Below are 20637 nucleotides of genomic sequence, written 5' to 3' on the forward strand. Positions count from 1 at the left end.
GACAAGGGGAGCCAACCCATGGGTATCGAAGAGAAACTGCCGAGCGGATTCCTGCTCACCACGGTGGAGCAGGCGGCCGGCTGGGTACGCAAGGCGTCGGTCTTCCCGGCCACCTTCGGCCTGGCCTGCTGCGCCATCGAGATGATGACCACCGGCGCGGGCCGCTACGACATGGCCCGCTTCGGCATGGAGGTCTTCCGCGGATCCCCGCGGCAGGCCGACCTGATGATCGTCGCGGGCCGGGTGAGCCAGAAGATGGCGCCGGTGCTGCGGCAGGTCTACGACCAGATGCCGAACCCCAAGTGGGTCATCTCGATGGGCGTGTGCGCGTCCAGCGGCGGGATGTTCAACAACTACGCGATCGTGCAGGGCGTCGACCACATCGTGCCGGTCGACATCTACCTGCCCGGCTGCCCGCCGCGCCCCGAGATGCTGCTCGACGCGATCCTCAAGCTGCACGAGAAGATCCAGGGCGGCAAGCTCGGCGTGAACCGCGAGGAGGCGGCCCGCGAGGCCGAGGAGGCCGCCCGCAAGGCGCTCCCCACCATCGAGATGAAGGGGCTCCTGCGATGAGCGACGCCAGCAACCCGGCCGCCGTTCCCGCGCCCCGCGAGCAGCAGCCCGGCGAGGTCGTCGGGGTGCGCCGCGGCATGTTCGGCGCCAACAACGGCGGTGACACCTCCGGTTACGGCGGCCTGGTCCGCACCGTCCGGCTGCCCGGCGCGAGCACGCGGCCCTACGGCGGCAAGGACGGGGTCTTCGACGAGATCGCCGACGAGCTGGAAGGCGCCCTGGAGGAGACGGGGCTGCCGCCGGCCGACGCGATCGAGAAGGTCGTCGTCGACCGCGGCGAGATGACGCTGCACATCGCCCGCGAGCACCTGGTGCGGGTCGCGCAGACGCTGCGCGACGACCCGGCGCTGCGCTTCGAGCTGTGCACGGGCGTCAGCGGGGTGCACTACCCCGGCGACGAGGGCCGCGAGCTGCACGCCGTCTACCACCTGCGGTCGATCACCCACGGGCGGCTGATCCGGCTGGAGGTGGGCGTGGCCGACGCCGACCCGCACATCCCCTCGCTCGTCGGCGTCTACCCGACGAACGACTGGCACGAGCGCGAGACGTACGACTTCTTCGGCATCGTCTTCGACGGCCACCCCGCGCTCACCCGGATCATGATGCCGGACGACTGGCCCGGCCACCCGCAGCGCAAGGACTACCCGCTCGGCGGCATCCCCGTCGAGTACAAGGGTGCTCAGATCCCGGCTCCCGACCAGCGGAGGTCGTACTCATGACGAACGGATACGCGTCCCCGCAGCAGGCCGAGGAGCGGGAGACCACCGAGGGCCGGGTCTTCACGGTCACCGGCGGCGACTGGGACGAGCTGGCCGAGCAGGTCACCGGCACCGACGACGAGCGCATCATCGTCAACATGGGCCCGCAGCACCCGTCGACCCACGGCGTGCTGCGGCTGATCCTGGAGATCGACGGCGAGACCGTCACCGAGGCGCGCTCCGGCATCGGCTACCTGCACACCGGCATCGAGAAGAACATGGAGTACCGGACCTGGGTCCAGGGCTCCACGTTCGTCACGCGCATGGACTACCTGACGCCGCTGTTCAACGAGACGGCCTACTGCCTCGCCGTCGAGAAGCTGCTCGGCATCGAGGACCAGGTCCCGGACCGCGCCACGGTCCTGCGGGTGCTGCTCATGGAGCTCAACCGGATCTCCTCCCACCTGGTGTGCATCGCCACCGGCGGCATGGAGCTGGGCGCCACCACGATCATGATCTACGGCTTCCGCGACCGCGAGCTGATCCTGGACATCCTGGAGCTGATCACCGGCCTGCGGATGAACCACGCGTACGTCCGCGTCGGCGGTCTCGCGCAGGACCTGCCGCCCGGCGCGGTCGACCAGATCCGCGAGTTCGTGAAGAAGTTCCGCAAGAACCTGCCGGAGTACGACAAGCTCGCGACCGGCAACCCCATCTTCAAGGGCCGTATGCAGGACGTCGGCTACCTCGACCTCACCGGCTGCATGGCGCTCGGCGCGACCGGCCCGATCGTGCGCGCCGCGGGCCTGCCGCACGACCTGCGCAAGTCCGACCCGTACTGCGGCTACGAGAACTACGACTTCGAGATCCCGACGGCCGACTCCTGCGACTCCTACGGGCGCTTCGTCGTCCGGCTCGCGGAGATGCACGAGAGCCTGAAGATCGTCGAGCAGTGCCTGGACCGGCTCGCGCCCGGCCCGGTCATGGTCGAGGACAAGAAGATCGCCTGGCCCGCGCAGCTCGCCCTCGGCCCGGACGGCATGGGCAACAGCCTCGACCACATCAAGAAGATCATGGGCACCTCCATGGAGGCCCTGATCCACCACTTCAAGCTGGTCACCGAGGGCTTCCGGGTGCCGCCGGGGCAGGCCTACGCGGCGGTCGAGTCCGCGAAGGGCGAGCTGGGCGTGCACGCGGTCAGCGACGGCGGGACGCGCCCCTACCGGGTGCACTTCCGCGACCCGTCGTTCACCAACCTGCAGTCCATGGCGGCGATGTGCGAGGGCGGCCAGGTGGCCGACGTCATCGTCGCCGTAGCGTCCATCGACCCCGTGATGGGAGGCGTCGACCGATGACCGACGTGTCACTGGGCATCCCCGAGATGCCCGCGCCCGACTACCCGGCCGACGTGCGCGCCCGGCTGGAGAGCGACGCGAAGGAGGTGATCGCCCGCTACCCCGGCTCGCGCAGCGCGCTGCTGCCGCTGCTGCACCTCGTGCAGTCCGAGGACGGCCATGTCACGCGCACCGGCATCCGCTTCTGCGCCGACATGCTCAACCTGACCACCGCCGAGGTCACCGCGGTCGCGACCTTCTACACGATGTACCGCCGCAAGCCGAGCGGCGACTACCAGGTGGGCGTCTGCACCAACACGCTGTGCGCGGTCATGGGCGGCGACGCGATCTTCGACGAGCTCAAGCAGCACCTCGGCGTCGGCAACGACGAGACCACCGCGGACGGCAAGGTCACGCTGGAGCACATCGAGTGCAACGCGGCCTGCGACTTCGCGCCCGTGGTGATGGTGAACTGGGAGTTCTTCGACAACCAGACGCCGGAATCCGCCAAGGCGCTGGTCGACGACCTGATCGCCGGCCGCGAGGTGCGGCCCACCCGCGGGGCGCCGCTCTGCACGTACAAGGAGACGGCGCGCATCCTGGCCGGCTTCCCCGACCAGCGCGAGGGCGCCGTCGAGGCCGGCGGCGGCGCGGGCCCCGCGTCGCTCGCGGGCCTGCGGCTGCACCGCGGCGAGGCCCCGGCGCACACCGTGCCGCAGCAGGCCGAGCCGCACCGCACCGAGAGCGGCGCCTTCGACACGCCGACCTCGCCCTCGCCCGCCGCGCACCCCAGCTCGCACGACGCCCCGCAGCAGACCGCGGTCTCCGACCCGGACAACCCGGCGGGCGGATCGACCGAATCGACCCGCGGGGAGGACGAGTGATGACCGTGGAATCGGCCGAGAAGCTGCTCGCGCCCGTCCTGTCGGCCTTCTGGGACGACCCGAAGTCATGGACGCTGGACACCTACCGCCGGCACGACGGCTACCAGGGCCTGGCCAAGGCCCTCGCGATGCCGCAGGACGACGTCATCGCGTACGTCAAGGACTCGGGCCTGCGCGGCCGCGGCGGCGCGGGCTTCCCCACCGGCATGAAGTGGCAGTTCATCCCGCAGGGCGACGGCAAGCCGCACTACCTCGTCGTCAACGCCGACGAGTCGGAGCCGGGCACCTGCAAGGACATCCCGCTGCTCTTCGCCAACCCGCACTCCCTCGTCGAGGGCATGATCATCGCGTGCTACGCGATCCGCTCGCATCACGCCTTCATCTACCTCCGCGGTGAGACCGTCCCCGTCCTGCGCCGGCTGCACGAAGCCGTCCGCGAGGCCTACGCGGCCGGCTACCTGGGCAGCAACATCCTCGGCAGCGGCTTCGACCTCGACCTCACCGTGCACGCCGGCGCCGGCGCGTACATCTGCGGTGAGGAGACCGCGCTGCTGGACTCGCTGGAGGGCCGCCGCGGCCAGCCCAGGCTGCGCCCGCCCTTCCCCGCCGTCGAGGGGCTCTACGCCTGCCCCACTGTGGTGAACAACGTCGAATCCATCGCGTCGGTTCCCGCGATCATGCTGCGCGGCAAGGAGTGGTTCCGCTCCATGGGCAGCGAGAAGTCCCCGGGCTTCACGCTCTACTCGCTGTCCGGCCACGTCGCCCGGCCGGGGCAGTACGAGGCCCCGCTCGGCATCACGCTGCGGCAGCTGCTGGACATGGGCGGCGGCATGCGCCCCGGCCACCGGCTGAAGTTCTGGACGCCGGGCGGCTCGTCCACCCCGATGTTCACCGAGGAGCACCTCGATGTGCCCCTGGACTACGAGGGCGTGGGCGCCGCCGGGTCGATGCTCGGCACCAAGGCGCTCCAGTGCTTCGACGAGACCACGTGCGTGGTGCGCGCGGTCACCCGCTGGACGGAGTTCTACGCCCACGAGTCGTGCGGCAAGTGCACGCCGTGCCGCGAGGGCACGTACTGGCTCGTCCAGTTGCTGCGCGACATCGAGGCCGGGAAGGGCTCGATCGGTGACCTGGACAAGCTGAACGACATCGCCGACAACATCAACGGCAAGTCCTTCTGCGCGCTCGGCGACGGCGCCGCCGCGCCGATCTTCTCCTCGCTCAAGTACTTCCGCGCGGAGTACGAGGAGCACATCGAGCGCAAGGGCTGCCCCTTCGACCCGGCCCGCTCCACCGCCTGGGCCGACAAGTACCGTACGGAGGCCCACGCGTGACCGTCACCACAAGCAGTGCGTCCTCCGGCGCGGGGCAGCCCGCGGTGCCGCCGGAGGACCTGGTCTCGCTGACCGTCGACGGCATCCCGGTGTCGGTGCCCAAGGGCACCCTGGTCATCCGGGCCGCGGAGCTGGTCGGCGTCGAGATCCCGCGCTTCTGCGACCACCCGCTGCTGGACCCGGTCGGGGCCTGCCGGCAGTGCATCGTGGAGATCGAGGGGCAGCGCAAGCCCGTCGCGTCCTGCACGATCACCTGCACCGACGGCATGGTGGTGACCACCCAGCTCACCTCGCCCGTCGCCGAGAAGGCGCAGCGCGGCGTGATGGAGCTGCTGCTCATCAACCACCCGCTGGACTGCCCGGTGTGCGACAAGGGCGGCGAGTGCCCGCTGCAGAACCAGTCGATGAGCCACGGCGACTCCGACTCGCGCTTCGACGGCAGGAAGCGCACGTACGAGAAGCCGGTGCCGATCTCCGCGCAGGTGCTGCTGGACCGCGAGCGCTGCGTGCTGTGCGCACGCTGCACGCGCTTCAGCAACCAGGTCGCGGGCGACCCGATGATCGAGCTGCTGGAGCGCGGGGCGCTCCAGCAGGTCGGCATCGGCGCGGGCGACCCCTTCGAGTCGTACTTCTCCGGCAACACCATCCAGATCTGCCCGGTGGGCGCGCTCACCTCGGCCGCGTACCGCTTCCGGTCGCGGCCCTTCGACCTGGTGTCGTCGCCGTCGGTGTGCGAGCACTGCGCGGGCGGCTGCGCCACCCGCACCGACCACCGGCGCGGCAAGGTGCTGCGGCGCCTGGCCTCGAACGACCCGGAGGTCAACGAGGAGTGGCTGTGCGACAAGGGCCGCTTCGGCTTCCGCTACGCGCAGCGGCCCGAGCGCCTCACCCACCCGCTGGTGCGCGGCGCCGACGGTGAACTCGCCCCCGCCTCCTGGCCGGAGGCGCTGGCCGCCGCCGCTGCCGGGCTCGGCGCGGCGCACGGCCGGGCGGCGGTGCTGCCGGGCGGCCGGGTCACGGTCGAGGACGCGTACGCGTACGCGAAATTCGCCCGGGTCGTGCTCGGCACCAACGACGTGGACTTCCGGGCCCGCCCGCACTCCGCCGAGGAGGCCTACTTCCTGGCCTCCGCGGTCGCCGGACGCGGCCTGGACCTGGACAGCACGGGCGTGACCAACCGCGCGCTGGAGGCGGCCCCCGCCGTCCTGCTCGCCGGACTGGAGTCGGAGGAGGAGGCCCCCGGCGTCTTCCTGCGGCTGCGCAAGGCCCACCGCAAGCGCAAGCAGCAGGCGTACGCGCTGGCCACCCACGCCACCCGCGGCCTGGAGAAGGCCGGCGGCATCCTGCTGCCCGCCGCCCCCGGCACGGAACCGGAGTGGATGGACGCGCTCGCCGGCGGCGTCGGCCTCGACGAGGCCGGGCGGGCGGCGGCCGACGCGCTCCGCAAGGAGGGCGCGGTCATCCTGGTCGGCGAGCGGCTCGCGACCGTGTCCGGCGGCTACACCGCCGTCATCCGGCTCGCCGCCGCGACCGGCGCGGCCCTGGCGTGGATCCCGCGCCGGGCCGGCGAGCGCGGCGCGGTCGAGGCGGGCGCGCTGCCCGGGCTGCTGCCCGGCGGCCGCCCGGTGAGCGACCCGCGGGCCCGCGACGAGGTCGCCCGGGTCTGGGGCCTGCCGACGCTGTCCGGCCGCTACGGCCGCGACACCGGCGAGATCCTCCAGGCCACCGCGAGCGGTGAGCTGGGCGCGCTGGTCGTCGGCGGCGTCGAGCTCGCGGACCTGCCCGACCCGGCGGCCGCCCGCGCGGCGCTGGACGCGGCGGGCTTCGTGGTGAGCCTGGAGCAGCGGCCGAGCGAGGTCACCGAGCGCGCCGACGTGGTGCTGCCGGTGGCCGCGGTCGCCGAGAAGGCCGGCACCTTCCTCAACTGGGAGGGCAGGGCGCGGATGTTCGAGACCGCGATCAAGCCCGACCAGGCCACCGCGCGCCACCAGCTCTCCGACGCCCGCGTCCTGACGATGCTCGCCGACCGGATGGACGTGGCGCTCGGCCTGGCCGACGTGCGGTCCGCGCGGATCGAACTGGACCGGCTCGCCGGATGGTCCGGCCCGTACGCGGCCGCGCCGCTGGACTCCTCGGTGCCGCTGCCCCGCCCGGAGCCGGGCCAGGCGGTGCTCGCCGGGCACCGGCTACTGCTCGACCGGGGCCGGCTCCAGGAGGGCGACGACGCGCTCGCCGCCACCCGGCACGCCGCGGTGGCCCGGCTGTCCGCCGCGACGGCCGCCGAACTGGGCGTCGCCGCAGGCGACTTGCTGACGGTGACGGGACCCGCGGGGGCGACCACGCTGCCGCTGGCCGTCACCCCGATGCCCGACCGCGTGGTCTGGCTGCCGCTCAACTCGACGGGCTCCGGCGTCGCTTCCGACGTGGGCGCCCTCCCCGGACAGGTCGTCGCGATCGCCGCTGCCGCGCAGGGCCAGGAGGTCACGTCATGAGCAGCCAACCGGCCGTCAGCCAACTGGCCGCCACCGCCGAGAACCTGTCGTTCTTCGGCGACGACGTGTGGTGGCTGATCCTCCTCAAGGCGGTCTTCTGCTTCGCCTTCGCGATGCTGACCGTGCTCTTCTCCATCGTGTGGGAGCGCAAGGTCGTCGCGTGGATGCAGCTGCGCATCGGCCCCAACCGGCACGGCCCCTGGGGCATGCTCCAGTCGCTCGCCGACGGTGTGAAGCTCATGCTCAAGGAGGACATCACCGTCAAGCGGGCCGACAAGGTGGTGTTCGTCCTCGCGCCGGTCGTGGCGGCGATCCCCGCGTTCATGGCCTTCGCGGTGATCCCCTTCGGCCCGGCCGACAACGAGGTCTCCATCTTCGGCCAGCGCACCGCGCTCCAGCTGACCGACCTGCCGATCGGCATCCTTTACATCCTGGCCACGGCCTCGGTCGGCATCTACGGCATCGTGCTCGCCGGCTGGTCGTCCGGCTCGACCTACCCGCTGCTCGGCGGCCTGCGCGCGTCGGCCCAGATGATCTCCTACGAGATCGCGATGGGCCTGTCCTTCGCCGCGGTCTTCCTCTACTCCGGGTCGATGTCGACGTCGACGATCGTCAACGCCCAGCACGACCGCTGGTACCTGGCGCTGCTGCCGGTGTCCTTCCTGGTCTACATCTGCACGATGATCGGTGAGACCAACCGGGCCCCGTTCGACATGCCCGAGTCCGAGGGCGACCTCGTCGGCGGCTTCAACACCGAGTACAGCTCGATCAAGTTCGCGCTGTTCATGCTCGCCGAGTACGTCAACATGGTGACGGTCTCCGCGGTCGCGACGACCCTCTTCCTCGGCGGCTGGCGCGCCCCGTACCCGATCAGCAGCTTCTGGGAGGGCGCCAACCACGGCTGGTGGCCCATGCTGTGGTTCGTCATCAAGGTGCAGCTGCTGCTCTTCTTCTTCATCTGGCTGCGCGGCACGCTCCCCCGGGTGCGCTACGACCAGCTGATGAAGATCGGCTGGAAGATCCTCATCCCGGTCTCCATGGTGTGGCTGATGCTCGTCGCCGCTGTCCGCGCGATGCGCAACGAGGACTACAGCTCCACCAAGATCGTGCTGTACGTCGGCGGCGCCGTCCTTGTGCTGCTGCTGGTCTCGCTGCTCGCCGACCTCTTCCGCGAACGCGAGGAGCAGAGCCGGCCGCCCGAGGGCGGGCAGCTCGCCCCGCCGGAGCGGTTCGACCCGATGGCCGGCGGCTACCCCGTACCGCCGCTGCCCGGACAGCAGGTGCAGCGGGCGCCGCGGCGACCCAGCCGCGCGGAGCCCCAACTCGTCGGAGCATCCGGCCAGGACGCCCCGGAGCAGGAGAAGCAGGAGGACGGCGATGCCTGAGTTCCTCGGCCCGGTCGCAGGCTTCGGCGTGACCTTCAAGGCCATGTTCAAGAAGCGGCTGACCGAGCAGTACCCGGAGTACAAGAAGCCCACGGCGCCCCGCTTCCACGGCCGTCACCAGCTCAACCGGCATCCGGACGGGCTGGAGAAGTGCGTCGGCTGCGAGCTGTGCGCGTGGGCCTGCCCGGCGGACGCGATCTACGTGGAGGGCGCGGACAACACCGACGAGGAGCGCTACTCGCCCGGTGAGCGCTACGGCCGCGTCTACCAGATCAACTACGCCCGCTGCATCCTGTGCGGGCTGTGCATCGAGGCGTGCCCGACCCGCGCGCTGACGATGACCAACGAGTACGAACTCGCCGACCGCACCCGCGAGTCGCTGATCTTCACCAAGGAGCAGCTGCTCTCCGGCCTCACCGAGGGCATGGTCGAGTCGCCGCACGCGATCTTCCCCGGCATGGACGAGGGCGACTACTACCGCGGCCTGGTCACCGAGGCGGCGCCCGGCACCGAGCGGCAGGTCGCGGTCTCCAAGGGCGAGAAGCCCGACGAGAGCGTGGCCGACGTCAAGGACGCCGAGGTCGCCCCGGCCCCCGGCGGTGCGGCCCCGGCCGGAACGGGGGCGGAGGCATGAGCGCCGCCACCGCTGTGACCCTCGCCGCGGACGCCGCGTCCAAGACCTCCACCGGCGAGGCCGTGCAGTTCTGGATCCTGGGCACGGTCGCCGTGCTCGGGGCCCTGGCCACCGTGCTGATGAAGAAGTCGATCCACAGCGCCCTGTCGCTGGCCGGCACGATGATCGTGCTCGCCGTCTTCTACCTGGCGCAGGGCGCGTACTTCCTCGGCATCGTGCAGATCGTCGTCTACACCGGCGCGATCATGATGCTCTTCCTCTTCGTCGTCATGCTCGTCGGCATCACCGCGGCCGACTCGCTGAAGGAGACGCTCAAGGGCCAGCGCTGGATGGCCGCGCTGTGCGGGATCGGCTTCGGCATCCTGCTCATCGCCGGCATCTCCAACGCCTCCCTCGACACCTTCGAGGGCACGGGCGCGGCGAGCGCCGCGGACGGCGGCAACGTCCAGGGCCTCGCGCACCTGCTCTTCTCGCAGTACGTGTGGGCCTTCGAGCTCACCGGCGCGCTGCTCATCACCGCGGCCGTCGGCGCGATGGTGCTCACCCACCGGGAGCGCACCGAGGAGCGCCGCACCCAGCGGGAGCTGGCCGAGGCCCGCTTCCGCGAGGGCGGCCACGTCACCCCGCTGCCGGCGCCCGGCACGTACGCCCGGCACAACGCGGTCGACATCCCGGCGCTGCTGCCGGACGGCTCGATCTCCGAGCTGTCGGTCAGCGCGACGCTGCGCGAGCGCGGCCAGATCCGCGACGTGTCCGGCGACGCGATGGAGCGGCTGGCCGGTCTCGACCAGAGCGCGACCCGCTGGCTGGAGCGCGAGGTCGACCTGCCGTCCCGGCCCGCGGTCACCTCGGGCGCGAAGGCCAACGGCAGTGACGGGGCGGACAACGACCAGGCCGAGGAGGGTGCCAAGTGAATCCGGCCAACTACCTTTACCTGGCCGCGCTGCTGTTCACCATCGGCGCCGCCGGGGTCCTGATCCGGCGCAACGCGATCGTGGTCTTCATGTGCGTGGAGCTGATGCTGAACGCCTGCAACCTGGCCTTCGTCACCTTCTCCCGGCTGCACGGCAACCTCGACGGGCAGGTCATCGCGTTCTTCACGATGGTGGTCGCCGCGGCCGAGGTCGTGGTGGGGCTCGCGATCATCGTGTCGATCTTCCGTTCGCGCCACTCGGCCTCGGTCGACGACGCCAATCTGATGAAGCTGTAGAGGGGCTGCGACAGTGGAAACCCTGATCGGACTGCTCGTCGCGGCGCCGCTGCTCGGCGCGGGCGTGCTGCTGACCGGAGGCCGGCGGCTGGACCGCACCGGCCACCTGCTCGGCACGCTGCTCGCCCTGCTGTCCTTCGTCCTCGGTGCGGTCCTGTTCGTCAACATGCTGGGCAAGAGCGCGGACGACCGCGCCCTGCACTCCCACCTGTTCACCTGGGTGCCGGTCGACGGCTTCCAGGCCGACGTCGGCTTCCAGCTCGACCAGCTGTCGATGACGTTCGTGCTGCTGATCACCGGCGTGGGCACGCTCATCCACGTCTACTCGATCGGCTACATGGCGCACGACGAGCGCCGCCGCCGCTTCTTCGGCTACCTCAACCTCTTCCTCGCGGCGATGCTGCTGCTGGTCGTCGCCGACAACTACCTGCTGCTGTACGCGGGTTGGGAGGGCGTGGGCCTCGCCTCGTACCTGCTGATCGGCTTCTGGCAGCACAAGCCGAGCGCGGCGACCGCGGCGAAGAAGGCCTTCATCGTCAACCGCGTCGGCGACATCGGCCTGTCGGTCGCGATCATGCTGATGTTCACCACCTTCGGGTCGTTCGCCTTCAACGAGGTGCTGCCCAGGGCGCAGGACGCGTCGGCCACCCAGCACGCGACGATCACCGGTATCGGCTTCATGCTGCTGCTCGCCGCGTGCGGCAAGTCGGCGCAGGTGCCGCTGCAGTCCTGGCTCGGCGACGCGATGGAGGGCCCGACCCCGGTCTCGGCCCTCATCCACGCCGCGACCATGGTGACCGCGGGCGTCTACCTCATCACCCGCTCCGGTGCGATCTTCAACGCCGCGCCCGCCGCGCAGACCGCGGTGGTCACCGTCGGCGCGGTCACGCTGCTGTTCGGTGCGATCGTCGGTTGCGCCAAGGACGACATCAAGAAGGCGCTCGCCGGATCGACGATGTCGCAGATCGGCTACATGATCATGGCCGCGGGCCTCGGCCCGATCGGCTACGTCTTCGCGATCATGCACCTGGTCACGCACGGCTTCTTCAAGGCCGGGCTGTTCCTCGGCGCGGGCTCGGTCATGCACGGTATGAACGACGAGGTCGACATGCGCCGCTACGGCGGCCTGCGCAAGTACATGCCGATCACCTTCTGGACCTTCACCTTCGGCTACCTCGCGATCATCGGCTTCCCGGGCCTGTCCGGCTTCTTCTCCAAGGACAAGATCATCGAGGCCGCCTACGCCAAGGGCGGCACCGAGGGCTGGATCCTGGGCAGCGCGGCCCTGCTGGGCGCGGCGATCACCGCGTTCTACATGACCCGCGTGATGCTCATGACCTTCTTCGGCGAGAAGCGCTGGCAGCCGGACGCGGAGGGCCACGAGCCGCACCCGCACGAGTCGCCGTCCTCGATGACGATCCCGATGATCATCCTGGCCTTCGGTTCGGTCTTCGCCGGTGCGATCTTCAGCCTCAACTCCCGCTTCCTGCACTGGCTGGAGCCGGTCACGGGGCACAACGAGGGCGACTCGCCGCTCAGCACGCTGACGGTGACAGCGGCGACCATGGTGTGCCTGGTCGTCGGCGTCGGCATCGCCTGGCTGATGTACGGGCGCCGGTCCGTCCCCGAGGTCGCGCCGCGCGGCTCGCTGCTGACCCGGGCGGCCCGCAGGGACCTGCTCCAGGACGACTTCAACCACGTCGTACTGGTCCGCGGCGGCGAGCACCTGACCCGCTCGCTCGTCTACCTCGACCACTCGCTGGTCGACGGCGTCGTCAACGGCACCGCCGCCTCCGTCGGCGGCCTGTCGGGACGGCTGCGCAAGCTGCAGAACGGCTACGTGCGCTCGTACGCCGTCTCGATGCTCGGCGGCACCGCGGTGCTGGTGGCCGCGACTCTTCTCATGAGGGCGGTCTGACGATGTCCTTCCCACTCCTGACCGTGACCGCCGTGGTCCCCGCGGCCGGTGCCGTGGTCACCGCGGCGGTGCCGGCGGCGCGGAAGACCGCCGCCAAGTACACGGCGCTGCTCTTCGCACTCGCGACGCTGGTCCTCGCGGCCGTCGTCCTGGTCCGCTTCGACCCGGACGGCGCCCGCTACCAGCTGACCGAGTCGCACGCCTGGATCAAGGACTTCGGGCTCCGCTACGACCTCGGCGTCGACGGCATCGGGGCGGTGATGGTCGCGCTCACCGCGCTGCTCATCCCGTTCGTGATGCTCGCCGGCTGGCACGACGCCGACCCCCTGGAGGAGACCAGCAGGCGCTGGCGGCCCACACAGGGCTTCTTCGCGCTGATCCTGCTCGTCGAGGCCATGGTGGTGCTGTCGTTCGAGGCCACGGACGTCTTCCTCTTCTACATCTTCTTCGAAGCCATGCTCATCCCGATGTACTTCCTCATCGGCGGCTTCGGCGACCGGGCGCACGCGGCTGGCGAGGAGGAGGCGGCCCGCCAACGCTCCTACGCGGCCGTGAAGTTCCTGCTCTACAACCTCGCGGGCGGCCTGATCATGCTCGCCGCGGTGATCGGCCTCTACACCGTCACCGCGCACCAGCTCGGCACCGGCACCTTCTCCCTCCCGGAGATCCTCCAGGCCCGCGCCGACGGCAAGCTCGACATCGCGACCTCCACCGAACGCTGGCTCTTCCTGGGCTTCTTCTTCGCCTTCGCGGTGAAGGCCCCGCTGTGGCCGCTGCACACCTGGCTGCCCAACGCGATGGGGGAGTCCACCGCGCCGGTCGCCGTCCTCATCACCGCGGTCGTCGACAAGGTCGGCACCTTCGCGATGCTGCGCTTCTGCCTCCAGCTCTTCCCGGAGGCGTCCAAGTGGGCCACGCCGGTGATCCTGGTGCTCGCGCTCATCAGCATCGTCTACGGCGCGCTGCTCGCCGTGGGCCAGCGCGACATCAAGCGGCTGATCGCGTACGCGTCCGTGTCGCACTTCGGCTTCATCATCCTGGGCATCTTCGCGATGACCAGCCAGGGCCAGTCCGGCGCGACGCTCTACATGGTCAACCACGGTATTTCCACCGCCGCGTTGATGCTCGTCGCGGGCTTCCTCATCACCCGGCGCGGCTCGCGCCTGATCGCCGACTTCGGCGGGGTGCAGAAGGTCGCCCCGGTGCTCGCCGGCACCTTCCTGATCGGCGGGCTCGCCACCCTCTCGCTGCCGGGGCTCGCGCCCTTCGTGAGCGAATTCCTGGTGCTGGTCGGCACGTTCAGCCGCTACCCGGCGATCGGTATCGTCGCCACGCTGGGCATCGTGCTCGCCGCGCTGTACGTGCTGGTGCTCTACCAGCGCACGATGACCGGCCCGGTCAAGGCCGGCATCGAGGGCATGTCCGACCTCAAGGCACGTGAACTGCTGGTGGTCGCACCGCTGATCGCGCTGCTGCTCTTCCTCGGCGTCTATCCGAAGCCGGTCACCGACATCGTCAACCCGTCGGTGCACCACACGCTCTCCGACGTGCACAAGACCGACCCCAAGCCCGCGCTGGAGGCGAAGAAGTGAGCGCAAGTGCCACGGGCCCCGCTGTCCACAGCCTGTGGACGGCGGCGGCATCCACCGACAAGTTCCCCTCCCCGCACATCGAGTACGCCCAGCTCTCGCCGGTCCTGATCGTCTTCGGGGTCGCGGCGCTCGGCGTCCTGGTCGAGGCCTTCCTGCCGCGCCGCTCCCGCTACACCGCGCAGGTCGGCCTGGCCGCGGTGGGCCTGGCCGCGTCCTTCGCGGCGGTCGTGGCCCTCGCCGAGAAGGGCTACGGCACCACCAAGGCCCACATCGCGGCGATGGGCGCGGTCGCGGTGGACGGCCCCGCGCTGTTCCTCCAGGGCACGATCCTGCTGGTCGGCCTGGTCGCCGTCTTCACCTTCGCCGAACGCCGCCTGGACCCCCGGGCGCACGGCAACCGCGTCGACTCCTTCGCCGCGCAGGGCTCCGCCGTCCCCGGCAGCGACCAGGAGAAGGCCGCCGTCCGGGCCGGGTTCACCAGCACCGAGGTCTTCCCGCTGCTGATGTTCGCCATCGGCGGCATGCTCGTCTTCCCGGCCGCGAACGACCTGCTGACGCTCTTCGTCGCCCTTGAGGTCTTCTCGCTGCCGCTGTACATCCTGTGCGCGCTGGCCCGCCGCAACCGCCTGATGTCGCAGGAAGCCGCCGTCAAGTACTTCCTGCTGGGCGCCTTCTCGTCGGCCTTCTTCCTCTTCGGCATCGCGCTCCTCTACGGCTACTCCGGCACGGTCACGTACAGCGGCATCTCGTCCGTCGTGGACGGCACCGCGCCCATGACCCCGGCGCTGGCCAACACCACCGGCAACGACGCGCTGCTGCTCATCGGCCTCGCGATGGTCGCCATGGGCCTGCTCTTCAAGGTCGGCGCGGTGCCCTTCCACATGTGGACCCCGGACGTCTACCAGGGCGCCCCGACGCCGGTGACCGGCTTCATGGCCTCGGCCACCAAGGTCGCCGCGTTCGGCGCGCTGCTCCGGCTGCTCTACGTCGTCCTGCCCGGCATGCGCTGGGACTGGCGCCCGGTCATGTGGGGCGTCGCGATCCTCACGATGCTGGCCGGCGCGGTCATCGCGGTGACCCAGACCGACGTCAAGCGCCTGCTGGCCTACTCGTCGATCGCCCATGCGGGCTTCATCCTCGCGGGCGTCATCGCGACAACGCCGAACGGCATCTCCTCCGTCCTCTTCTACCTCGCCGCCTACTCCTTCGTGACGCTCGGCGCCTTCGCCGTCGTCACCCTGGTCCGCGACGCGGGCGGCGAGGCCACCCACCTCTCCCGCTGGGCCGGCCTCGGCCGCCGCTCCCCGCTGGTCGCGGCGGTCTTCGCGGTCTTCCTCCTCGCCTTCGCCGGCATCCCCCTGACGTCCGGCTTCGCGGGGAAGTTCGCCGTCTTCAAGGCGGCCTCGGAGGGCGGCGCGATGCCGCTGGTCATCGTCGGCGTGATCTCGTCCGCGATCGCGGCGTTCTTCTACATCCGCGTGATCGTCCTGATGTTCTTCAGCGAGCCCAAGCCGGACGGCCCCACGGTGGCCGTCCCCTCCCCCCTGACGTCCACCGCGATCGCCCTGGGCGTCGCGGTGACCCTGGTCCTGGGCCTCGCCCCGCAGTACTTCCTCGACCTCGCGGACAAGGCGGGGGTGTTCGTCCGGTAGCGGCTGTTCTCCGTCCGCACGGGGCGCGGGTCCTCCGGGACCCGCGCCCCGTCGGCGTTCAGGCGGCCCACTCCCCGAAGGTGAACGCGCCGCCCGCGCGGCGGACTTCTACCGCCCCCGCACCGGCGAAGTGCGCGGGGACGAGCAACGCGCGGGTGTCCGCGGCACGTTCGAGGATGCGGCGGCGGGAGGTGGCGGCCCGGGCCGGGGCCAGGCAGAGGCAGCTGCTGCACTCGGGGGCGAGGATCTGGACGGGGGAGTGCAGCAAGTCGCCTGCGAAGACGGCGCGTTCGCCCGCGGAGTCGAGGTGGAGGACGGACGAGCCGGGGGTGTGGCCGGGGGTGGACTCCAGGGTGAGGCGGGCGTCGATGCGGTGGGTGCCGTGCCACAGCTGGGCCTGTCCGGCCCGGTGGAGCGGGGCGATGCTGTCCTGGTAGAGGAGTCGGTCGTCGAGGCGCCGCCCGCCCCCGTAGGAGTTCGACGGGCCGAAGTGGAAGTCGTCGGCGGCGGGCAGCAGGTAGCGGGCGTTGGGGAAGGCCGGGGTCCAACCGCCCGCGGGGCCGGTGGTGTTGCCGCCGACGTGGTCGGCGTGGAGGTGGGTGTTGACGACGAGGTCGACGTCCGCGGGGCGGATGCCCGCCTGCCGGGTCAGCCGGTCGAGGAGGTCGCTGCGGCGGTGGTGGAACATCGGTGAGCCCGGCCGCTCGCGGTCGTCGCCCACCCCCGGGTCCACCACGATCGTCGTGCCGCCGCTGCGCAGGACCCACGTCTGGAGCGCGACCACCGCCTGGTCGCCGTCCGGCCGCCAGTGGTCCGGGGCGAGTCGGTCCTCGTGCTCCTTCCACAGCCGCGCCGGGGCGTCCGGGACCAGCGTGCGGGCGGGCGCGTACGGCCCCTGCCACTCCACGAGCCGGATGATCTCCACGTCCCCCAGCCGGAGGCGCTGTGCGTTCTCGGTGTCCATGCGAGCGACCCTAGGAAGCGCGGGGTGATGCGCTCAATGCCCGTCCGGCTCATGCGGATACGTGTACGTCTCACGCCTGCGGCGCCTCGGTACGCTGGCGCGATGGATGTCGTGAGCGACGCGATCGCCGCCGTACGCCTCGGGCGTGCGTCCTCGACCCGTGTGGAGGCCGGCGGGAGGTGGGCCACCCGGTTCGCCCCGTACGCCGGGGCGGGCTTCCACGTCGTGCTCAAGGGGGGATGCCGGCTCGTGCCCGAGGACGGCGGGCCCCCGCTGCCGCTCGGCACGGGTGACGTGGTGCTGCTGCCGCACGGTGCGGGGCACGTACTCGCCCACGCCGGTGGCGAGGCCGTCGTACCGGAGGAGGCCGTGCCCTTCGAGCGATGGCGCGAGACGGGTGCCCCGGGCGCCGGGGAGGTGCAGATGCTGTGCGGGAAATACCGGCTCGACCGCAGCCGGATGCACCCGCTCATGGCCGAACTGCCGCAGGTCGTGCACCTCCCGCACAAGGTCGGCGGGCATCCCGCGCTCCGGGCCGCCGTCGACCTGCTGGGGCAGGAGCTGGGGGAGCGGCAGCCCGGGGCGTGCGTCGCGGTGCCGAGCCTGCTGGATCTGCTGCTCGTCTACATGATCCGCGCGTGGCTGGCCGAGGACACGAAGGGCGTCTGGCCCGCGGTGCTCGGCGACCCGGTGGCCGCCGCCGCGCTCCGCGCCCTGCACTCGAACCCGGCCGCCGGATGGACCAACGACCGCCTCGCCGCCGGGATCGGGGTCTCCCGCGCCACCCTCGCGCGCCGCTTCACCGGCCTGGTGGGCCGCCCTCCGATGGGCTACCTGACCTGGTGGCGCCTCACCCTCGCCGCCACCCTCCTGCGCGACACCTCCGACCCGCTGGCCGCGGTCGCCCGCCGGGTCGGCTACGGCACGCCGTACGCCCTCTCGCACGCCTTCAGCCGCGAGTTCGGTACGACGCCGGGGCGCTACCGGGAGGCGGCCCCGGCGGGGTGAACGCTACGTTCAGGGAGCGGCGGGCGGGCTCGCCGGCGGAGGCGTGCCGACCGTCACGTCACCCATGCGCAGGGCGGCCACCGAGCCCGCGCCCTCCGCCCGGACCGTGACGTCGCCGCCGACCGCGATGCCGTCGCCCGACGCGCTGACGGACGTGCCCTGCGCGGCCTTCGCGGCGGCCACCGCCTCCTGAAGGGCCTGGGCGAAGGCGGGGTCGCGCTCGACCTCGTCCTCCAGGGCCAGTTGCAGCCGCTGGCGGGTGCGCGGGGACAACTCCGCGGCGCCGGAGGCGGCTTCCTCCTCCACGCGGGCCAACGTGCCGTCGCCGCAGATGCGTTCGGTCACGAGCCGGTGCACGCGCTCGATGCCCGCGTCCACCGCCTGGTCCACGATCTCGTCGGCCGTACCCGCCGCCCTGCGGGCCTTGCGGACCGCCCACGCGAACACGTACCCGACCGCCAGCTCCAACCCGAACATCCGGCTCCCTCCAACGCCCGCCGCTCCGCCCTTCGTTGAACCGTAGCGCCGTACGGTGGCCCGGCGCGCCCGAAACGCGCACCCGGCGGCGGTCCTCAGCGGCGGACCGCGTACGCGCCCAGCCCGTTCTCCACGAGCGCGAAGACCTCCTGCGCGAGCGCGGCCACGACCGGGTGGATGTCGTCGACGGACTCGCCCTCGCTGCGGCGCCGGTGGATCTCGTCCTGGAGGGAGACGCGGGCCGCGGCGATCTGCATGGCCGCGCAGCGCGCGAGCGCCTCGTCCGCGGGCTCCCCGCCCGCCTCGGCGACGAGTTCGTCCGCGAGCAGGCGCGTGCTCCTGGCGCTCCAGGCGTAGGTGCGGGTCAGCAACGCCGGTGTCGCCAGGATCAGTTCGCGGACGCGGACGTTCAGCGGGTCGGGGCTCATCCCGATCGACGCGTCGCGCTCCGCCAGCTTCTCCAGGAAGTGCCGGTGCACCGCCGCCACCGCGGATTCGCCCGGCGGCCGTTCGCGTACCGCGCGGGCCAGGTCGCCGGTGTGCTCCTCCATGGGCCGGAAGATCAGGTCTTCCTTGGTGCCGAAGTAGTTGAAGACCGTCATCTTCGAGACGTCCGCGGCCTCGGCGATCTCCGCCACCGACACCTTGTCGAAGCCCCGCTCGATGAAGAGGGCGATGGCGGTCCGCCAGATCCGCAGCGCGGTCTCCCGCTTCTTGCGCTCGCGCAGCCCCAGGGGTTCGGTCATGAAGCTCACCTTACCAGGATCAAATTTGAGCCCGGATGAAATATTGACCCGGTACACAAATATCTGCCAGGGTGGCCGCATGGCCCCTTCACCCATGACTCCCGCCCAGCGGACCGTCGCCCTCGTCGCCTGCCTGGCGACCGTGATCCTCGCCGTCCTGGACATGCAGATCGTCTCGGCGGCGACCGTGCCGATCGCCCGCGACCTCGACCCCGTCCACGGGGTGGACCGCATCCCCTGGCTGATCAGCGCGTACAGCCTGGCGGCCACCGCCGTCCTGCCGCTGTACGGCAAGCTCTGCGACGTCATCGGCGCCAAGCGCGTCCTGCTCGGCTCCCTGACGGTCTTCCTCGCCGGTTCCGCCCTCTGCGGCGCGGCCCGGACGATGGGCGAGCTGATCGCCTTCCGGGCGCTGCAGGGCATCGGCGGCGGCGGCCTGATGAGCGTCACCCTGGTCGTTCTGGCCCAGCTCATGGCCGCCGCCGGGAAGAAGGGCTCGAACGGCGGCAACATGGGCGGCGTGATCGCCGGAGCGGGCATGGCGCTCGGCCCGGTCCTCGGCGGCACCCTCGCCGACCACGCCGACTGGCGCTGGATCTTCTACATCAACCTGCCGTTCGGCGTCGCCGTCGTCGTCGCCCTCGCCTGGGCCCTGCGCCTGCCGCGGCAGACCGTCGCCCGCCGCATCGACTTCCTCGGCGCCGCCCTCGCGGCCGCCTTCGCCGCCGCGCTCCTGCTGGTGACGGAGTGGGGCGGCACGCAATACGCCTGGTCCTCGGCCGTGATCCTCGGGCTCATCGGCGCCGCGATCCTGCTCCTCGCGCTCTTCCTCCGGCGGCAGGCGACCGCGCCGGAACCGATCCTGCCGCTGTCGCTCCTCAAGCACCCGGTGCTGCGCAGCTCCTTCGCACTCCAGGGCCTGCTCGGCGTCGCCCTGACCGGCTCGATCGTCTACGTCCTGATGTATCTGCAACTCGCCCGGGGCGTCGCCGCGACCCAGGCGAGCCTGTACCTGATCCCCATGGCGCTCGGCATGGCCGCCGTCGGCCTCACCTCGGGACGGCTGGCCCGCCGGGGCTGGACCACCCGGACCTTCGTGGTGTCGGGCACGGCGACCGCGACGCTCGCCCTGGCCCTGCTGTCGACGAGCGGCGCGAGCACCGGCCTGTGGTTCCTGCGCGGCGAGATGCTGCTGCTCGGCCTCGGCTTCGGGCAACTCCTCGGCCAGCTCGTCCAGCTCGCCCAGGAGACCGCCCCGGCGCACCAGTTGGGCGTGGCCACCACCGCCACCCGCTTCTTCCAGACGCTGGGCAGCGCGCTGGGCACGGCCCTCTTCGGTACGGTGCTGGCCCGGGTGTACGCGGCCCACGTGCCCGGCTCGACGACGGGCGCGATCACCCACCTCACCGGCGCGGCGCGGACCGAGGCCGTACACGGCTTCGTCACCGCCACCCACTGGGTGTTCCTCTGCGCGGCCGGCGTGATGGCGCTCGCCCTGCTCCTGTCCGTCCTGCTGCCGAAGCAGACCGGTCCGGCGCGGCGGGAGCCGGAGCCGCAGCCGCAGTCGGAGCGGGAGCCGCAGTCCGAGCGGGAGCCGCGGTCGGCGTCGCAGTCGGCGCCGGGGCCGGAGCCGGAGCGCGAGCACGCCGGTACGGTCGCGGCCGAGAGGGGCTGAGAGGGGCTGAGGGCGCCCGCCCGTACGCCCCGCCCGTACGCCCCCGGTCGGCGGAGGACCG

Annotated in this window: 18 protein-coding genes; 15 read left to right on the forward strand and 3 right to left on the reverse strand. The window is 71.6% G+C overall.

All coding sequences use genetic code 11. The features are described 5' to 3' along the window. Positions 1-18 precede the first annotated feature (18 nt). The 13 genes from ACH4SL_RS15685 to nuoN are packed head-to-tail and all read left to right on the forward strand — an operon-like array spanning position 19 to position 15706. Entirely contained in the window at positions 19-573 is a 555-nt protein-coding gene (locus tag ACH4SL_RS15685; RefSeq protein ID WP_398445575.1) for a NuoB/complex I 20 kDa subunit family protein, read from the forward strand. Further along, on the forward strand, positions 570-1292 hold the full coding sequence (locus ACH4SL_RS15690) for an NADH-quinone oxidoreductase subunit C (protein ID WP_398445577.1): 723 nt from the start codon (positions 570-572) through the stop codon (positions 1290-1292). Before ACH4SL_RS15685 ends, ACH4SL_RS15690 begins: the two co-directional genes overlap by 4 nt. Continuing rightward, on the forward strand, positions 1289-2626 hold the full coding sequence (locus ACH4SL_RS15695) for an NADH-quinone oxidoreductase subunit D (protein ID WP_398445579.1): 1338 nt from the start codon (positions 1289-1291) through the stop codon (positions 2624-2626). The genes ACH4SL_RS15690 and ACH4SL_RS15695 overlap by 4 nt, the downstream gene beginning before the upstream one ends. Further along, the gene (gene nuoE, locus ACH4SL_RS15700) at positions 2623-3489 is read left to right on the forward strand and encodes an NADH-quinone oxidoreductase subunit NuoE (protein ID WP_398445581.1); all 867 of its coding nucleotides are present in this window, start codon (positions 2623-2625) and stop codon (positions 3487-3489) included. The genes ACH4SL_RS15695 and nuoE overlap by 4 nt, the downstream gene beginning before the upstream one ends. Next, complete coding sequence (gene nuoF, locus ACH4SL_RS15705) at positions 3489-4823, forward strand: NADH-quinone oxidoreductase subunit NuoF (RefSeq protein ID WP_398445583.1); 1335 nt, start codon at positions 3489-3491, stop codon at positions 4821-4823. Before nuoE ends, nuoF begins: the two co-directional genes overlap by 1 nt. After that, complete coding sequence (locus ACH4SL_RS15710; protein ID WP_398445585.1) at positions 4820-7315, forward strand: NADH-quinone oxidoreductase subunit G; 2496 nt, start codon at positions 4820-4822, stop codon at positions 7313-7315. Before nuoF ends, ACH4SL_RS15710 begins: the two co-directional genes overlap by 4 nt. Further along, positions 7312-8700 (forward strand): NADH-quinone oxidoreductase subunit NuoH, encoded by a 1389-nt coding sequence (gene nuoH / locus ACH4SL_RS15715; RefSeq protein ID WP_398445587.1) that lies wholly within the window; start codon positions 7312-7314, stop codon positions 8698-8700. The genes ACH4SL_RS15710 and nuoH overlap by 4 nt, the downstream gene beginning before the upstream one ends. Beyond that, complete coding sequence (gene nuoI, locus ACH4SL_RS15720; RefSeq protein WP_398445589.1) at positions 8693-9334, forward strand: NADH-quinone oxidoreductase subunit NuoI; 642 nt, start codon at positions 8693-8695, stop codon at positions 9332-9334. The genes nuoH and nuoI overlap by 8 nt, the downstream gene beginning before the upstream one ends. Beyond that, positions 9331-10248 carry an NADH-quinone oxidoreductase subunit J gene (locus ACH4SL_RS15725; RefSeq protein WP_398445591.1) on the forward strand — a complete coding sequence of 306 codons (918 nt, stop codon included), beginning with the start codon at positions 9331-9333 and terminating at the stop codon, positions 10246-10248. Before nuoI ends, ACH4SL_RS15725 begins: the two co-directional genes overlap by 4 nt. Then, the gene (gene nuoK / locus ACH4SL_RS15730) at positions 10245-10544 is read left to right on the forward strand and encodes an NADH-quinone oxidoreductase subunit NuoK (RefSeq protein WP_031518880.1); all 300 of its coding nucleotides are present in this window, start codon (positions 10245-10247) and stop codon (positions 10542-10544) included. The genes ACH4SL_RS15725 and nuoK overlap by 4 nt, the downstream gene beginning before the upstream one ends. A 13-nt stretch (positions 10545-10557) precedes the next feature. Next, positions 10558-12462 carry an NADH-quinone oxidoreductase subunit L gene (gene nuoL / locus ACH4SL_RS15735; protein ID WP_398445593.1) on the forward strand — a complete coding sequence of 635 codons (1905 nt, stop codon included), beginning with the start codon at positions 10558-10560 and terminating at the stop codon, positions 12460-12462. 2 nt (positions 12463-12464) lie between these two features. Further along, the gene (locus tag ACH4SL_RS15740) at positions 12465-14054 is read left to right on the forward strand and encodes an NADH-quinone oxidoreductase subunit M (protein ID WP_398445596.1); all 1590 of its coding nucleotides are present in this window, start codon (positions 12465-12467) and stop codon (positions 14052-14054) included. After that, a complete protein-coding gene (gene nuoN / locus ACH4SL_RS15745) occupies positions 14051-15706 on the forward strand; it encodes an NADH-quinone oxidoreductase subunit NuoN (protein ID WP_398445598.1) in 1656 nt (551 codons plus the stop codon). The genes ACH4SL_RS15740 and nuoN overlap by 4 nt, the downstream gene beginning before the upstream one ends. A gap of 58 nt (positions 15707-15764) precedes the next feature. On the opposite strand, the gene ACH4SL_RS15750 is transcribed toward nuoN, so the two are convergent. Beyond that, positions 15765-16670, reverse strand: a complete 906-nt coding sequence (locus ACH4SL_RS15750; RefSeq protein WP_398445600.1) for an MBL fold metallo-hydrolase — start codon at positions 16668-16670, stop codon at positions 15765-15767. Between the two features lie 102 nt (positions 16671-16772). On the opposite strand from ACH4SL_RS15750, the gene ACH4SL_RS15755 reads away from it, so the two are divergent. Beyond that, the gene (locus tag ACH4SL_RS15755; protein WP_398445602.1) at positions 16773-17678 is read left to right on the forward strand and encodes an AraC family transcriptional regulator; all 906 of its coding nucleotides are present in this window, start codon (positions 16773-16775) and stop codon (positions 17676-17678) included. A gap of 9 nt (positions 17679-17687) precedes the next feature. Here the strand turns inward: ACH4SL_RS15755 and ACH4SL_RS15760 are convergent, their stop codons facing one another. After that, positions 17688-18155, reverse strand: coding sequence for a hypothetical protein (locus ACH4SL_RS15760; RefSeq protein WP_398445604.1), 468 nt, complete (start codon positions 18153-18155; stop codon positions 17688-17690). A 95-nt stretch (positions 18156-18250) separates the two neighbouring features. Continuing rightward, positions 18251-18901 (reverse strand): TetR/AcrR family transcriptional regulator, encoded by a 651-nt coding sequence (locus ACH4SL_RS15765; protein ID WP_398445607.1) that lies wholly within the window; start codon positions 18899-18901, stop codon positions 18251-18253. 79 nt (positions 18902-18980) lie between these two features. Here ACH4SL_RS15765 and ACH4SL_RS15770 point away from each other — a divergent pair, with 79 nt between their 5' ends. Beyond that, a complete protein-coding gene (locus tag ACH4SL_RS15770) occupies positions 18981-20576 on the forward strand; it encodes an MFS transporter (RefSeq protein ID WP_398445609.1) in 1596 nt (531 codons plus the stop codon). The last annotated feature ends 61 nt before the right edge of the window (positions 20577-20637 follow it).

It is taken from the genome of Streptomyces sp. NPDC021020, from assembly GCF_044333285.1.
In the GTDB taxonomy this organism is placed as follows: Bacteria; Actinomycetota; Actinomycetes; order Streptomycetales; family Streptomycetaceae; genus Actinacidiphila.

What these genes read in the sequence shown, in the direction of transcription:
- ACH4SL_RS15685 (WP_398445575.1), top strand. Translation starts at nt 19, where the DNA reads ATGGGTATCGAAGAGAAACTGCCGAGCGGATTCCTGCTCACCACGGTG.
- ACH4SL_RS15690 (WP_398445577.1), top strand. Translation starts at nt 570, where the DNA reads ATGAGCGACGCCAGCAACCCGGCCGCCGTTCCCGCGCCCCGCGAGCAG.
- ACH4SL_RS15695 (WP_398445579.1), top strand. Translation starts at nt 1,289, where the DNA reads ATGACGAACGGATACGCGTCCCCGCAGCAGGCCGAGGAGCGGGAGACC.
- nuoE (WP_398445581.1), top strand. Translation starts at nt 2,623, where the DNA reads ATGACCGACGTGTCACTGGGCATCCCCGAGATGCCCGCGCCCGACTAC.
- nuoF (WP_398445583.1), top strand. Translation starts at nt 3,489, where the DNA reads ATGACCGTGGAATCGGCCGAGAAGCTGCTCGCGCCCGTCCTGTCGGCC.
- nuoH (WP_398445587.1), top strand. Translation starts at nt 7,312, where the DNA reads ATGAGCAGCCAACCGGCCGTCAGCCAACTGGCCGCCACCGCCGAGAAC.
- nuoI (WP_398445589.1), top strand. Translation starts at nt 8,693, where the DNA reads ATGCCTGAGTTCCTCGGCCCGGTCGCAGGCTTCGGCGTGACCTTCAAG.
- ACH4SL_RS15725 (WP_398445591.1), top strand. Translation starts at nt 9,331, where the DNA reads ATGAGCGCCGCCACCGCTGTGACCCTCGCCGCGGACGCCGCGTCCAAG.
- ACH4SL_RS15740 (WP_398445596.1), top strand. Translation starts at nt 12,465, where the DNA reads ATGTCCTTCCCACTCCTGACCGTGACCGCCGTGGTCCCCGCGGCCGGT.
- ACH4SL_RS15750 (WP_398445600.1), bottom strand. Translation starts at nt 16,670, where the DNA reads ATGGACACCGAGAACGCACAGCGCCTCCGGCTGGGGGACGTGGAGATC.
- ACH4SL_RS15755 (WP_398445602.1), top strand. Translation starts at nt 16,773, where the DNA reads ATGGATGTCGTGAGCGACGCGATCGCCGCCGTACGCCTCGGGCGTGCG.
- ACH4SL_RS15760 (WP_398445604.1), bottom strand. Translation starts at nt 18,155, where the DNA reads ATGTTCGGGTTGGAGCTGGCGGTCGGGTACGTGTTCGCGTGGGCGGTC.
- ACH4SL_RS15765 (WP_398445607.1), bottom strand. Translation starts at nt 18,901, where the DNA reads ATGACCGAACCCCTGGGGCTGCGCGAGCGCAAGAAGCGGGAGACCGCG.
- ACH4SL_RS15770 (WP_398445609.1), top strand. Translation starts at nt 18,981, where the DNA reads ATGGCCCCTTCACCCATGACTCCCGCCCAGCGGACCGTCGCCCTCGTC.